Origin of the sequence: Levilactobacillus hammesii DSM 16381 (assembly GCF_001434395.1) — a bacterium.
Lineage (GTDB): Bacteria > Bacillota > Bacilli > Lactobacillales > Lactobacillaceae > Levilactobacillus > Levilactobacillus hammesii.
The window spans coordinates 40,035-53,623 of sequence record NZ_AZFS01000006.1 but is presented as its reverse complement, the minus strand read 5'-3'; the positions used below and the strand labels follow the sequence as shown (position 1 = coordinate 53,623).

Below are 13,589 nucleotides of genomic sequence, written 5' to 3'. Positions count from 1 at the left end.
TGATCGGTAATGACCCTGAAGCGTGTAGATGATTATATCCAAGGAAGACAAGCAGCGAGTCCAGAGTTTGCCCAGGCCTATGATCAGGCGGAGATTGATTTAGAAATTGCCGTGGCTGTCAGACAATTGCGCACGAACTTAGGCCTGTCTCAACGCGCATTTGCGGAATTGGTGGGGAAGCCACAGTCGACCATTGCCCGAATTGAGGCAGGTGCAGTGACGGCTAGCAACAAGACTTTGGCAGATATTGCGCAGAAGACGCACAAGCAATTACGGATACAATTTGTGTGAGCCGAGAACGAAGTGAGATAGAAAAAGCCCTGGGCGTGTGCTCAGGGATTTTAGGCGTTCAGTTTGTCGTGGAGTGCCTCGGTTAGAACTTCGGAAAAATTGAGGCCCTGCTTTTTCCCTAGCACGTTCAGGTACTCGGGGATCGAGACATTTTTTCTAACGATGTGGGTATGATTCTGACGAAAGACGCGCATATCCACCTCGACTAAACTTTTGATAGCGGGCGCGGTGACCGTCAAGTCTTCGAAGGGCGTGGCCACTGGAAAAGTCGTTTCATCAACCAATAGGGTGCCAATTAAATCGCGGGCCATGTCCAAGGCCTCAATGGGGTTATCACCTTGTGTCCAGGAATCGGCAAGGTCTGGGATTTCAACGCTGTAGCCACCAGTGTCTTCGGGATGAAGAATAATGGGATAAATAACCTGTGAATTTTGCGTCATGAGAAAGTCCTCCTTAGGGCGGGTGTCTATTTTAAACCAGCTTGTTTGAGAATCCCTTGTTCGGTTCCCTTTTTAAGCTCATGTGGGTGAATGGGAACCGGGATGGTGACATTAGTTTTGGGGTTCCACATTTTAAGATGACTCGTGCCATTGTGCTGGTTGGGTTTAACAATGAATCCGTTTTGCTTGAGGAGTTTCAATAATTCCTTAGGCGTCATTGGCATTCGTAGGGAACCTCTTTTTGAAAACTATTATACACAATCATTGTGTATATAGCGATAAAAAGGCTCGGGCTTTTGCGCGCTTGTTTTTGAAACCGCTAAGTCTTTGACAGGAAGCCTGTGAACCGGTTTGTTCCCCCAATAGCTAGAGTTAGCTTTCTTTCCTGGGTTAACGGTGAACCTAGCCAAAATGAGTGTTTCATTTTGTGGGGGAGAGGCATAAACTAGCGACAGGAGGGGATTACATGAAAACTGTACATAAGTTAGGCCTTGCTTTGGCCGTGGTACTCATGGCGCTGGGCGGCGTAACCACGGCCCAGGCGGCAACGAAGTCCAAGGATCTACCGCTCTACACGACCTACGTCCGCACCAAGCGGGCCATGACGATTGGGGCCAAGGAGAAGACCAAGACGGGCTACCAGACGATTCACATTAAGAAGAATAAACTGCTGGCGGTCAGTTCAATTGATACGCGGGGGAAGGCGCCGAACTTTAAAGAGTACGCCACGTTTACCCTCGGGGATGTTCATTACGCGCAGACTCAAAAGGTAAAATACAGTCAAAAATACATTCGGTTTAATACCACTAACTTTAAATACATCAAGACGTTGCGGGCGCCGATTCGGACACAAGTTCTGCGTCAGGGGAAGGGCTTTGTCATGTCACCGGGGTGGACCAATCAGCCGACTTACTCCGGGGCTCTGGTGGTGACTTTGGACAATTACATTCAGACCTACAGTAAGGCCCGGATGACCCAGATTGACGATCACTGGATGAACGCGACCGCCGATGACGCCTTTGCCAAATTAAAGCCCACGGATACGGTCAAGATTTCTAAGCTGACCAAGAGTGGGTCAACCTATAAGATTGACTACAAGACACCGTTGAAGGGCTTTGCGGACTGGAAGTTGGGGAAACACCACTACCGCTTGACGATTAAAACGTTGGGGCAGCAGAACCAAAACTATACGCCCGTCGATGATACTTACGATACCGCGGCCTCGTGGACGAACTTCACGCTCAACGCCAAGCCGTACTTTGCGGGTTCAGCTGAGTGGGGATTGGATTAAGCAGACTGTTAAGAAGGGACCTGTCAGAAATGGCAGGTCCCTTTTGTGGGTGAGCGGCCCCTGTTTCGCCACCATAATGGTAAAAATAAAACCCGGCTCTTTCAGAACGTTTGAGATTCTGAAAGAGTCGGGCTTTGAGTGATGCCTAATCTCTAAACGGCGCTAGTGGGCATAGTGCTGAATCACCGCGGCCAGGGTCGTTGCCGCATTTGCCACGCCAACCCGATCGTTGTAGTAGTTGGCGAAGCGGGCGTCATCGCGGTAAAGTTGGGCCAGCCCCCGGTGGGCCTCGGTCGAGTAATTGTTCCACGTGAAACACAACCACTGGCGGTGCAACGCGTAGACGGCTTGGGCTGCCTTACTCGTGAGATCCTGGGTTGTCGCGACCGTTTTGAGCTGGGTGAAAAGGTCTTGTTCCGTCGCCTGCATGGCCTGATAATCGGCTGCACTCAGGTTGGCGAATTGTTGCTGACTCGCGTCGACGGTTTCCTGACCATAACGGTGGCGGGCCTCCGTGCCAAATTGGCGGTCGTTATCGGTGAGTTGTTGTTGCTTGAAAGCGGCAAATTTTTCGGTATCTGTCATGTGGGGACCTCCATTGCGGGCCGCAAGCGTGCGGTCCAGGGTATTCAACAAGGCCGTGAGGTGGTCACGACGTTCCTGCAGGTGGGCGCGCTGCTGTGCCAGGGCGGCGGTTTGGGCCGTGCTGGACTGCGTCAGTAAGTCCTGAATCTGTGTCAGGCTGAAGTCAAATTCCTGGAAGTAGCGAATCAGTTGCAGGCGATCGACGGCTGCGGGTGAATATTCACGGTAGCCGTTGTGGCCGCGCTCGGCGGGAAGCAGGCCAATCTGATCGTAATAACGGAGCGTACGGGAACTCACACCAGCGAGTTGGGCCAGCTCTTGAACGCTGTAGGTCATGGTGACCACCTCATTTCTTGTCTAGAACTTACTATAAGGGTTACCGCAACGTCAAGGTCAAGACCTTTTATGAAAATGATAGCGTTTTATATTTGGGCGACTAAATCCAATGAGGTCAGTCTAAAAATAGGGAACAACCCCGCCATGCCGGCGTTTTATGCAGGACCCCCATTTTGTGATTGGCCGGTAGTGTGATAAAATATAGGTATTATTTGTAACTTTTTGATTCCCCCGCGGCAAGCCCGTGAAGTGGGGGTCAAAACGAATTTTTCCAGATGAATCAGATGAGGAGCAAAATGAAAAAAATATTTTCGCGAGCCAACATACCCGAGTTCTTACAGAACCGGCGTCTGCGCGGCATCGCTATCATGACGGCTGCTCTGGCCATTCTCGGGATTGTTCTGTCGTTTCTGTTGAACTGGGTCTTTGGTATTATCGCCCTTGTCCTAGTAGGGATCGCCACGCTCATGATTTTCAATACCATGGCGGAGATCGGTGACGACACCACGCAGTACATTTCCGATCTGTCCTTTCGAATCCAGCAGGGGGAGCAAGAAGCCCTGTTGCGGATGCCACCCGGTGTCATGATTCTGGGGGACAGCGACCAGGTGGAATGGGTGAATCCCTACCTGCAGCACTACTTTGGCGACACCGATGTTTTAAGTCGGTCGATCAACGATGTGGATGCTGAGCTGGCCAAGTTGATCAACGATGCTGAGCCTAAGACGATGACGACTGTGAAATGGCGCGACAACCGTTTTACGTTGTTTGTGGAGCCGGATTTTCATGCCGTTTACCTCTACGACATCACGCATTACCAGTTGATTCAAGAACAGTACGATAACGAGAAGATTGCCATTGGACAGGTCTTCTTGGATAACTATGATGAGGTTACCCAGTCGATGACCGATCAGGATATTTCTAACCTGAGAAATTACGTGACCAACGAGTTATCCGCGTGGGTACAGCAGTTTGATATGTACTTAAAACAGTTGGATGACGATCACTACTTCGTGTTGGCCTACGCCCAGTCGCTGGCCGAGATTGAAGCCGATAAATTTAAAATTTTGGATACCATTCGGGAGACCACGTCGAAGCAAAACTTCCCGCTGACCCTGAGTATTGGGATTGCTTATGGCGATCCTAATTTGAACAAACTGGCCGACCAAGCACAGAGTAATCTGGACTTGGCGCTCGGCCGGGGTGGGGACCAGGTCGTGGTGAAAGCCGCCGACCAGGAAGCCCGCTATTACGGTGGTAAGACCAACCCAATGGAGAAACGGACGCGGGTACGAGCGCGGATGATTTCACAGGCGCTACAAGAGCTGATGAACGAGTCCGACCAGATCTTCGTTCAGGGTCATACGCAACCGGATATGGATTCGCTGGGCGCTTGCCTGGGGATTCGCCGAATTGCCAAAATGAACCACAAGACCTGTTGGATTGTGTTGGATAAGGAAACGGTTCACTCCGATGTTCAGCGGTTGCTGGATAATCTGAAGGCCTATCCCGATCTGGATGCCGCCATTATTTCGCCCCAAGAAGCGTTGGAAAAGGCCACGGCGCAGAGTATGTTGCTGATGGTGGACCATTCGAAGCCGTCCATTTCGATTTCCGCGGACCTGTACCACCGCTTGGAGAACCGGGTCATGATTATTGATCATCACCGGCGGGGCGAAGAATTCCCCGAAAATCCATTGTTGGTCTACATCGAACCCTATGCCAGCTCGACGTGTGAGTTGATTACCGAAATGTTTGAGTACCAGTCCCAAGAGGGTGAACCCATCAACAAGCTGGAAGCAACGGCGATGTTGACCGGGATCTTCGTGGATACCAAGCACTTCTCGTTGCGGACCGGGACGCGGACGTTTGATGCCGCCAGTTACTTACGGTCTGCCGGGGCGGATTCGATCGAAATGCAACAGTATATGAAGGAAAACGTCGACAGTTACCTGCAACGTAACCACCTGATTGAGATGGTTGAGTTCGTTAATGAAGACATGGCCTTAATTGCCGGCGAAGAGGATCAGACCTATGATCCCGTCACGGCAGCCCAGGCCGCCGATGACCTGCTGAATATGTCCGGCGTGGATGCGTCGTTTGTCATTACGCGGCGGGCCGATGGTCGGGTGGGAATTTCCGCTCGGTCGTTGGGTGAGATCAACGTTCAGCTGACCATGGAAGCCATGGGCGGTGGGGGCCATCTCTCCAACGCTGCCACGCAGATTAGCGATAAATCCGTGGCCGAGGTCAAGCAGCAGTTGCTGGATATCTTGAACCCCAGTGAGGAACCCGCCAACGCGGCCAAATAGTTAATTGCTTCTGGTTGCGTTTCGGCGTAGGATTAAAAGTAGAATTGAATTATAAGTGAGGAGTGACCGACGTGAAAGTCATTTTTATGAAGGATGTCCGCGGCAAGGGTAAGCGCGGTGAAATCAAGAATGTTCCTGATGGCTACGCCCAAAACTTCCTGATCAAGCGGGGATTGGCCAAAGAAGCCAACCAATCCGCGATGAGCCAGTTGAAGGGTGAACGCAAAGCAGAAGAACGGCGTGAGGCTGAGAACTTAGCCGAAGCCAAGGAACTGCAAAAGCACTTGGAAAACGACAAAACGGTCGTTGAAATTGTGGCTAAGGCTGGTGAAGATGGTCGGCTGTTCGGGTCCATTCCTAGCAAGCAGATCGTTCAGGCTTTGCAAAAGCAATTCGATTTGAAGATCGACAAGCGTAAGGTTGAACTCCCAGAACCTATCCGGTCATTGGGTTACACCAACGTTCCGGTTAAGCTCCACACTGAAGTGACCGCGAAGATTCGCGTGCACGTGGCAGCTAAGCAAAAATAATCTGATAAATGGAGACCGTCACGATGGGGTGGCGGTCTTTTCTTATGGCGTTCGGCGAGGCGTTTAGATACCGCTTGTCGCGCAAAGTAGTGTATGATTCAGGTTAGAGAAATTTGGGGTCAACGGGCGGTTGGACCGGTTGGTACCGCCGTCCATTGGCAGAGTTGGGGGAAGTCGTCATCGAGTTTACCTCCCCCTGGTTACATGGTAAAATAGGTGTCTTAATACTTGCCGGATGCGGATAAGATCCGTGTATCCGGCAAGTCACAGCATTGTCGTTTGTTCAAAAGCCAGTGAAGAGGTAATCAGTTAAGCATGGATAATAACGTACTAACAGACCACACACCACCACAGAACCTCGATGCCGAAAAGGCCGTCCTCGGGGCGATCTTTTTGAGTACCGATGCGTTGGTGGATGCGTTGGAATACCTGGCACCGGAGGACTTCTACCGCCGGGAACATCAAATCATTTTTCAAGCCATGATCGACCTCAACGATCGTGATGAGGCCATTGATGTCGTGACCATCACGGATCGATTGACGGCTAAAAATGAACTGGACGATGTCGGTGGCATTACCTACATCGCCGATCTGGCGGGAGCGGTCCCGACGGCTGCCAACGCGACCTACTATGCCAAAATCGTGCAGGAAAAGGCGATTTTACGGCGGTTAATCCAAACGGCCACTAACATTGCCACGCAGGGGTATCAGCAGGATGAGGACGTCTCAGACCTGTTAGACAATGCCGAACGCGACATCATGAGCGTGGCGGAGACGCGGAGCCAATCCGGGTTTAAGCCGATCCGCGACGTGCTGAACACGTCCTTTGAGGAGATCAACAAGCTCTCCGAACAGGGTGACGTGATTACGGGGCTGTCGACGGGGTATGCGGAACTGGATAAGATGACTACCGGCCTCCATGATGACGAGCTGATGATTCTGGCGGCGCGGCCTGCCGTGGGGAAGACCGCGTTTGCGCTGAACATTGCCCAAAACGTGGGAACCAAGACGGATAAGACCGTGGCGATCTTTAGTCTGGAAATGAGTGCCGAGTCGCTGGTTAACCGGATGCTGTGTGCGGAAGGTTCCATCGATGCCAACCACTTGCGGACGGGGCAATTGTCCGAGGATGAGTGGCAGAACCTGATCGTGGCGATGGGTAGCCTGGCCAAGGCCAGTATCTACATCGATGATACGGCCGGTAACAAGATTACCGAAATTCGGGCGAAGTGTCGGCGGTTGGCGAAGGAAAAGGGTAACTTGGGGTTAATCGTGATCGATTACCTGCAGCTGATTGAAGGGTCCAACCACGAAAGTCGGCAACAAGAAGTTTCCGATATTTCCCGGCAGTTAAAGAAGCTCGCTAAGGAATTGCACGTGCCCGTAATTGCGCTGTCCCAGCTCTCACGGGGCGTGGAACAGCGGCAGGATAAGCGGCCCGTGCTGTCCGATATTCGGGAATCCGGTTCAATCGAACAAGATGCCGATATCGTTTCCTTCCTGTACCGTGACGATTATTACGAGCGTGACGGTGATGAGGATGGCGGTGGTGACAACGACAGTGATCCCCGTGATGACGGTGATCAAGACGTCGGTGAAGTTGAAGTCATCATTGAAAAGAACCGTTCGGGTCCACGGGGAACCGTGAAGCTGTTGTTCGTCAAATCATTCAATAAATTCTCGTCGGTCGCGTATACGCCCGACTAAATAGGCACGCCAAGCGGTTGATCGGGGAGACTCGGTTAACCGCTTTATGGTTTGGTGTACGGGGGGCGCGCTGGTTTGGCAAAAAGCGATAGAAATTCGTCCGAATAAATTGATATCAATCAAGTTGTGTCCCCAAATAATTGTTTAAATGGGAAAAATAAGTGGATAAATGGTGTTTAGGTGTAAAATTCATACGGTTGTGCGAGAAAGTTCACATTTTCGTCATATTTTCCGATTACTATATGTAGCATAGAAGTTAACCAATAGGTTGCTTCTACCAAAGATTAACAATCTTTTTTCATGTACTCCTCCTCCCCTGGAATAATGAAAAAATAGTTAACGTCATTGTTATAATGACGTTACCCCTACTCCGATGACCATCGCTTTCCCCGAGCGGTGGTTTTTTCATTGTCTAAAATTAGTGATCAACAGGCGGACCTGCGGCTTTTGGCTCAGGTCCGCCTGTTTGGCATCTAAATGTTTCACATGAAACATTATTTAGAAGCGGCGAGAAGTTTTTGCCGAAGATCGCGACAACTGGCGGGGAGCGTGACTAGGGACGCCACGTCCGTGGGACCATCGGCGGTGACGATTCCGGTCCCCTGGAAGGCCATGTGCAGCCAGTCGCAGGAATACTGAACGGCCGAAGCGATGCCGGTAGCCTTGATGTCCGGCTGATCCGCGCCCACAAGCAGCAGGTAGAGGCGTTTACCGGCAAAGGGGAAGTCGTGACTAAAACTATCAAACCAGCGGTCCATGAAGACCTTCATCTGGCCGGTCATGCCGTACCAGTAGACGGGGGTGCCCAGCACAATATCGGTGGCCGTGGCAAAGTCGGCTTGCATCAGGGCTTCATAATCATCGCTGAGATCGAGTTGCGGGTGAGTGGTGTCCCGGAAGTCTTGAACAAAGTTTAGCTGATAGTCGGCTAGGTGCCGGGTGGCCACGGGCAGATCGGCAAGTAGGCGTGCGCCCAGGGTTGCGGTATTGCCGTGGTGCCGGGGACTGCCATTGATAAACAGGATGGTCATGGGGCATCGCTCCTTTAAGGTAGGGAATAAATTTCATAACGGTTGAGAACTTTGAATTGGTAACGGTTTCGCGAAATTCGCGGGTGGTTATTTTCCGAAGGCTAGTGCTAGAATGTAGCTTAACGACTTTTGGGAAAGGAGGAGCACTATGCAACAAGAAATTCGACTTCGTTGGTTGCTGCTGGGCGCACTGTTTAGCAGTATCGGCATGAGTTTCATCTGGCCGTTAACCACCATTTACATGCACAATCGCCTGGGAACGTCATTGACGGAGGTGGGGATTGTGTTACTGTTTTACTCGCTGGCCAACGTGGTTGGGAGCGTGCTAGGCGGTCGGTTATTTGATCGTCTGAATCCGTATTATCTGACGATTGGGGGCGTCAGCGTGTCGCTCCTGACGCTGGGTAGCCTGATCTTCAACCACGGGTGGCCCGCATTTCCAATCTCGCTCCTCTTCTTGGGGCTGGCTTCCGGTTGGACGCTGACCATGGTCAACTCGCTGGGAACCACGATTCATAGCCGAGATGGCCGGTACATATTTAACATGTTGTATTTTGCGCAGAACTTGGGAGTCGTCTTAGGGACGGCGATGGTGGGTTATGTGTATAATACCAGCGTGACGTTGCTGTTTGGCATTGCGGCGAGCCTGTTTGTTCTGTTTCTGATCGTGGCGGTGTTCTGCTACCACGCCCCGGCGGTGATGCACCGGCAGATTGTAAAACGGGAAAATCAGCAGGTACACATCGCCTTGCCCAATCGCCGAATCATGGCGGGGTTCTTCATCTCGTTAGTGATCGTCTGGATCATGTATGAACAGTGGGTCTCGAACCTGTCCGTTTACATGACGGGCATGGGGATTCCCATGAAGGATTACAGCCTGTTGTGGACGCTGAATGCCGGGTTGATTGTGGTCTTCCAGGCGTTAATTAACTGGTTCTCACACTACTTCAGTAATCTCTACTTGCAGGTCTACGCGGGGATCTTCTTCGTCGCTATTTCCTTTGTGACGCTGATCTTTGCCAAGGACTATCTGCATTTCGTGATTGCGATGGTGATCTTAACCATGGGGGAAGCCACGGCTTTTCCCGCCATTCCGGCGATCGTCAACAATCTGACTCCCACGGCCGTGAAGGGCAAGTATCAAGGCATGGCCAATGCTTGGGCCTCGGTTGGAAAAGCGGTAGGGCCGCTGTTCGGGGGGATCGTCATCGACCATTCTTCCTATACGCTGCTCTTTATTATTGCGGCGGTCGCGAACCTGGCGATTCTGGCGCTGAATGGTGTAATTATTACGGGGAACCAACACCGTGTGGAAACTTTTAAATGAGTTCTGTGGCGTTTGGTGTATAATGACACTAGGTAACTATCTGGATGATTAGGGAAATCAGGGGAAAGCACATGAAAAAAAGGATAAGGGGAATCTGCGGTCTGCTGATCGGTGTCGTGGTTGGGCTATTGCTATTTGTCCAACCCCCACAAAATCAGTCGACCATTACGGACTCCGTCGTGAAACCCACATCGGGCCAAACGGCGGTGCAGGTGACGAATACGACGGGGAGCGGTCACGTTGAGATCAAGACGCAGACCACGACCAGTCAAGAGGGGAAGATGGTGAGTCGCCAAACGACCACCACCTCGCCAGTTCGGCAACAACAAAATCAGACTCATCACTAAAATGAATATCTAAACGAATTTTCGGGTATTTTTGAGTGTTTAAACGTCAATATGCATTAGAGCTAGCCTATAGGGATAAGGGTTAGCTCTTTTTTTACCCAATTATTCATAAAATATGCACTAAAATGAATCTTTATAAAAGTATTGACAGCAATAATGAATGATGATAAATTAAATATCAATATATGAGACCAAGCGAAGAAGAGTAACCTTAAACAAGTTGGCAAGCGAGTTCGGGACGATGGGAGCCGAATCAATCAGTTAAGGTGAAGCGCATCGGAGCGTCGCGGTAATGAAACTAGTAGTTACCCCTGGGTCGTGCCCATTACCGCACGGGGAGCTGGCAATTGTCAGCGCCATGAGAGAAAAAACAAGGTGGTACCGCGAGTCATTCGCCCTTGTTGGTTTGAGAAAACCAACGGGGACGGATGACTTTTTCTATTTAAACGAAATGAGGGATTGGATTATGAAAAAATTAGTGGGATTGAGTTTTGGATTATTAGCGATTGCGGCTTTGGCCGGCTGTGGTACCACGCAAGCCAAGAGTAGTGCGGATAAGGCATTGGATGTGACGATGATTGGCAATCCGGCAACGGCTGATCCTGCCATTTCGGGGGACTCCAATAGTTCTAGCATGATTGCCCAGACGCAAGAGGGACTCTATACGCTGGACCAGAATGGTAAAGTCGTGGCCGGCGTTGCCGAAAAGATGGTTAAACCCACCCATAACGGTACGGTTTACACCTTTAAGATTAAGAAAGCGGCCAAATGGGCCAACGGTGATCCCGTGACGGCGCAGGACTTTGTGACGTCCTTCCAGTGGCAGATCAATCCGCAATCCAAGTCACAGGTTGCCAACAAGCTGAAATTTCTGAAGAACTATGACGCCGTGCAGGCCGGAAAGAAGTCCGTTTCCGCTTTGGGGGTCAAGGCACTCGATAAGTCGACCTTACAGTTGACCTTGTCCAAGCCGCAACCTTGGTTGCCCGATATTCTCGCCACGTCCGAATATCCCATGAAGACGGACTTGTTTAAGAAATACGGCAGCAAGTACGGGACTTCCTCAACGAAGACCATGTCCGAAGGTGCCTACAAGTTAGTGGGCTGGAGCGGGACAACGGATAGCTGGTCTTACGTGAAGAATACGCACTACTGGAACGCCAAGAACGTTAAGATCGGCAAGGTAAACGTCCAAGTCGTCAAGGATCCAGGGACTTCAGCCAGCCTCTTCAAGTCCGGCAAGGTCCAAGAGACCAGTTTGACGGGCCAATACATTAAGCAAAATGCCAATAATCAGGAAATGAAGACGACCTTAAATAGCTCGATGCGGTTCTTGGAATTCAACGATAAGAAGACGGTTACGCACAATACCAAGGTTCGGCAAGCTTTCTCTTACGTGGTGGACCGGACGGCGCTGACGAAGAACGTGCTCCAAGACGGTTCGGCCGCTGCGAAGAGCTTGATTCCCTATGGTGATGGGAACGATCCAACTACCGGCAAGGACTTCTCCGAGGATGTTGGCAACTTACTGAGCTACAACCCAAAGAAGGCGACCCAACTTTGGAATGAAGCGAAGAAGGAACTGGGTATCAAGAAGGCCAGCCTGGAATTATTGACGGCCGATACTGATGAACAGAAACATGCCGCCCAATACCTGCAACAACAGGCACAAAAGTACATGCCAGGTTTAACTCTGACGATTAAATCAATGCCATTGGCGCAACAAATTGCGAAGGGATCCGCGGGTAACTACGATATCGACCTGGATGGCTGGAATACCGGTTGGCGGGATCCTTCCGACTTCTTGCAAATGGCCGATGAAACCAGTTCCGTGAACTTTACGAAATGGAACAACGCCCACTTTACCAATTTGATGAAGCAGATTGATGACACGGCGACCCATACCACGCAGCAACGGTGGGATCTGATGAAAGAAGCTGACAAGTATGTGACCCAACAGGCCGGATTAGTTCCGCTCTATCAACAAGCCAAGGCTCACCTGGTCTCTAGTCAAGTTGGTGGTTTGAAGTACACGATGATGACCGACGCGCAATACAAGTATGCTTATTGGAAGTAACGTTTAGCGATGTCATCGTTGCTAGAAAGCCATTCCCCTTTTTCCGAAAATACCGTGAGTGTCCGCCCCGAGAGACCCCACTCACCGCATCAACCAACCCCAATTCTTAAGTCGTTCTGCAGAGATGCAGAGCGGCTTTTTTTAGGCCTTCTATAGGGGGATAATAGTTGTATCAGAAAACTAATCAGTAGGCGATTAGTTTATGTTACTATAAGGCTAAGGTGGATCTCGGGGAACCGTTTCAGCTGATTATTTGGGGGAACGTCGGCAATTGTTGATGGCAAATAGCAGGTGAATGGGGCAGGTCTGTCCTGGAGGAGGCTGCGCAGTGAGTTTTCAAAAAATATTGCGAGATCAAGTTGTGCAAACGGTTGACTTATTGGAGATATTTTTGTGTTTGATGGTCCCCGTCATTTTGGCGAAGGGGACGATCGATTATCTGTTGCAAGGGCAATTATTCTGGTTAAGTTACGTGATCCTATTATTGAAGAGCGTCGGTGGGTTTGTTGGTTTATTCGCACTGATCGATCTATTTGAAGCGGTGCGCCGTTACCGGTCGCGCTGAACAGACGGCAGCGGTCCCCGCGTGGGATGGCTGTTTTTGGTTTAGGCCGGAAAATCCAAGCCAATCTTACGTTGGACGGGCTTACTGGTCTTCTTGTGTGGCTGTTTGGCCGTCATGGTGATGGTTTCTTGGCGAAAGGCTTGGTCCGAGATTCGTGTTCTAACGGGGATCTTGAGAGTAACTTTGGTCTGCTGGTCCTTGCTGACAGCGTGGTAGAGTTTACCGCGGAATTTTAGCGTGACCGTGCTGTGTACGGGGACCTTAAGCGTTGGCTCCCAGAGCCGCTGGTTGGCAGGGGTCTTGGCCGCCTGGAGAACCGGCTTATTGGTGGCATAGCGCTTGGCCGCGACCTTTTTAGTCAGATGGCCGTTGGTGACTTTAAACGTCCCGTAGCCACGAAATTTGACGTTAAAGCGGTGGTGTTTGAGGGCACGGGTAGATTCGGTCAAGGTCTTTCCTTTATAGATAACCTTGAGAGCCTGTGGCTTGGCGGATTTTGTCTTGAGTAGTAGCTTGTGCGTGCGACCGTTGTACTGTACTTTGGTCACGGTGAAGGGAATCCGTGCGGTGAAGTGGCGAATAGCGAGGCCGGTTCCGGTACCACCGAGGGCCAACGCAACGATGGTGCCGACAATTAATTTATTCATGATTGCCCTCCTTTGTTAGCCTCCAGACTACGGAAATTTACCCGCCAAGTCAACGTTTAACGGCTTTATACATTGAACTGAATAGAAAAAGGCTTATAAAAAG

General features: G+C 50.8%; 14 protein-coding genes. 9 read left to right on the top strand and 5 right to left on the bottom strand.

Annotated features, from left to right (window positions below; genetic code table 11):
* Positions 1 to 15 precede the first annotated feature (15 nt).
* On the top strand, positions 16 to 291 hold the full coding sequence (locus FD28_RS00440; RefSeq protein ID WP_057731605.1) for a helix-turn-helix domain-containing protein: 276 nt from the start codon (positions 16 to 18) through the stop codon (positions 289 to 291).
* A 50-nt stretch (positions 292 to 341) separates the two neighbouring features.
* On the opposite strand, the gene FD28_RS00435 is transcribed toward FD28_RS00440, so the two are convergent.
* On the bottom strand, positions 342 to 731 hold the full coding sequence (locus tag FD28_RS00435; RefSeq protein ID WP_057731406.1) for a type II toxin-antitoxin system HicB family antitoxin: 390 nt from the start codon (positions 729 to 731) through the stop codon (positions 342 to 344).
* A gap of 26 nt (positions 732 to 757) precedes the next feature.
* On the bottom strand, positions 758 to 955 hold the full coding sequence (locus FD28_RS00430; RefSeq protein WP_057731404.1) for a type II toxin-antitoxin system HicA family toxin: 198 nt from the start codon (positions 953 to 955) through the stop codon (positions 758 to 760).
* Between the two features lie 242 nt (positions 956 to 1,197).
* On the opposite strand from FD28_RS00430, the gene FD28_RS00425 reads away from it, so the two are divergent.
* The gene (locus FD28_RS00425; protein WP_235806813.1) at positions 1,198 to 2,022 is read left to right on the top strand and encodes a hypothetical protein; all 825 of its coding nucleotides are present in this window, start codon (positions 1,198 to 1,200) and stop codon (positions 2,020 to 2,022) included.
* Between the two features lie 162 nt (positions 2,023 to 2,184).
* On the opposite strand, the gene FD28_RS00420 is transcribed toward FD28_RS00425, so the two are convergent.
* Positions 2,185 to 2,943: a MerR family transcriptional regulator gene (locus FD28_RS00420; protein WP_057731401.1), complete on the bottom strand. Its 759-nt coding sequence runs from the start codon at positions 2,941 to 2,943 to the stop codon at positions 2,185 to 2,187.
* A 296-nt stretch (positions 2,944 to 3,239) separates the two neighbouring features.
* Here FD28_RS00420 and FD28_RS00415 point away from each other — a divergent pair, with 296 nt between their 5' ends.
* From FD28_RS00415 to dnaB, 3 genes are all read left to right on the top strand, one after another.
* Positions 3,240 to 5,255, top strand: coding sequence for a DHH family phosphoesterase (locus tag FD28_RS00415; RefSeq protein ID WP_083478072.1), 2,016 nt, complete (start codon positions 3,240 to 3,242; stop codon positions 5,253 to 5,255).
* Positions 5,256 to 5,326: 71 nt separating this feature from the next.
* Complete coding sequence (gene rplI, locus FD28_RS00410; protein ID WP_057731398.1) at positions 5,327 to 5,785, top strand: 50S ribosomal protein L9; 459 nt, start codon at positions 5,327 to 5,329, stop codon at positions 5,783 to 5,785.
* A gap of 315 nt (positions 5,786 to 6,100) precedes the next feature.
* Entirely contained in the window at positions 6,101 to 7,492 is a 1,392-nt protein-coding gene (dnaB, locus tag FD28_RS00405; protein ID WP_057731395.1) for a replicative DNA helicase, read from the top strand.
* A 494-nt stretch (positions 7,493 to 7,986) separates the two neighbouring features.
* Here the strand turns inward: dnaB and FD28_RS00400 are convergent, their stop codons facing one another.
* The gene (locus FD28_RS00400) at positions 7,987 to 8,523 is read right to left on the bottom strand and encodes a flavodoxin family protein (protein WP_057731393.1); all 537 of its coding nucleotides are present in this window, start codon (positions 8,521 to 8,523) and stop codon (positions 7,987 to 7,989) included.
* 148 nt (positions 8,524 to 8,671) lie between these two features.
* Between FD28_RS00400 and FD28_RS00395 the strand changes: the two genes are divergently transcribed.
* The 4 genes from FD28_RS00395 to FD28_RS00380 all read left to right on the top strand — a co-directional run bounded on the left by FD28_RS00395 (position 8,672) and on the right by FD28_RS00380 (position 12,839).
* Positions 8,672 to 9,850, top strand: coding sequence for an MDR family MFS transporter (locus FD28_RS00395; protein ID WP_057731389.1), 1,179 nt, complete (start codon positions 8,672 to 8,674; stop codon positions 9,848 to 9,850).
* 71 nt (positions 9,851 to 9,921) lie between these two features.
* A complete protein-coding gene (locus FD28_RS00390) occupies positions 9,922 to 10,197 on the top strand; it encodes a hypothetical protein (RefSeq protein WP_057731386.1) in 276 nt (91 codons plus the stop codon).
* Positions 10,198 to 10,663: 466 nt separating this feature from the next.
* On the top strand, positions 10,664 to 12,274 hold the full coding sequence (locus tag FD28_RS00385; RefSeq protein ID WP_057731384.1) for a peptide ABC transporter substrate-binding protein: 1,611 nt from the start codon (positions 10,664 to 10,666) through the stop codon (positions 12,272 to 12,274).
* A gap of 328 nt (positions 12,275 to 12,602) precedes the next feature.
* Positions 12,603 to 12,839 carry a hypothetical protein gene (locus FD28_RS00380; protein WP_057731381.1) on the top strand — a complete coding sequence of 79 codons (237 nt, stop codon included), beginning with the start codon at positions 12,603 to 12,605 and terminating at the stop codon, positions 12,837 to 12,839.
* Between the two features lie 41 nt (positions 12,840 to 12,880).
* On the opposite strand, the gene FD28_RS00375 is transcribed toward FD28_RS00380, so the two are convergent.
* Positions 12,881 to 13,486 (bottom strand): hypothetical protein, encoded by a 606-nt coding sequence (locus tag FD28_RS00375; protein WP_057731377.1) that lies wholly within the window; start codon positions 13,484 to 13,486, stop codon positions 12,881 to 12,883.
* Positions 13,487 to 13,589: the final 103 nt, after the last annotated feature.

Coding starts and splice junctions, on each gene's coding strand:
- FD28_RS00435 (WP_057731406.1), bottom strand. CDS start 731: ATGACGCAAAATTCACAGGTTATTTATCCCATTATTCTTCATCCCGAA.
- FD28_RS00430 (WP_057731404.1), bottom strand. CDS start 955: ATGCCAATGACGCCTAAGGAATTATTGAAACTCCTCAAGCAAAACGGA.
- FD28_RS00425 (WP_235806813.1), top strand. CDS start 1,198: ATGAAAACTGTACATAAGTTAGGCCTTGCTTTGGCCGTGGTACTCATG.
- FD28_RS00420 (WP_057731401.1), bottom strand. CDS start 2,943: ATGACCTACAGCGTTCAAGAGCTGGCCCAACTCGCTGGTGTGAGTTCC.
- FD28_RS00415 (WP_083478072.1), top strand. CDS start 3,240: ATGAAAAAAATATTTTCGCGAGCCAACATACCCGAGTTCTTACAGAAC.
- dnaB (WP_057731395.1), top strand. CDS start 6,101: ATGGATAATAACGTACTAACAGACCACACACCACCACAGAACCTCGAT.
- FD28_RS00400 (WP_057731393.1), bottom strand. CDS start 8,523: ATGACCATCCTGTTTATCAATGGCAGTCCCCGGCACCACGGCAATACC.
- FD28_RS00395 (WP_057731389.1), top strand. CDS start 8,672: ATGCAACAAGAAATTCGACTTCGTTGGTTGCTGCTGGGCGCACTGTTT.
- FD28_RS00390 (WP_057731386.1), top strand. CDS start 9,922: ATGAAAAAAAGGATAAGGGGAATCTGCGGTCTGCTGATCGGTGTCGTG.
- FD28_RS00385 (WP_057731384.1), top strand. CDS start 10,664: ATGAAAAAATTAGTGGGATTGAGTTTTGGATTATTAGCGATTGCGGCT.
- FD28_RS00375 (WP_057731377.1), bottom strand. CDS start 13,486: ATGAATAAATTAATTGTCGGCACCATCGTTGCGTTGGCCCTCGGTGGT.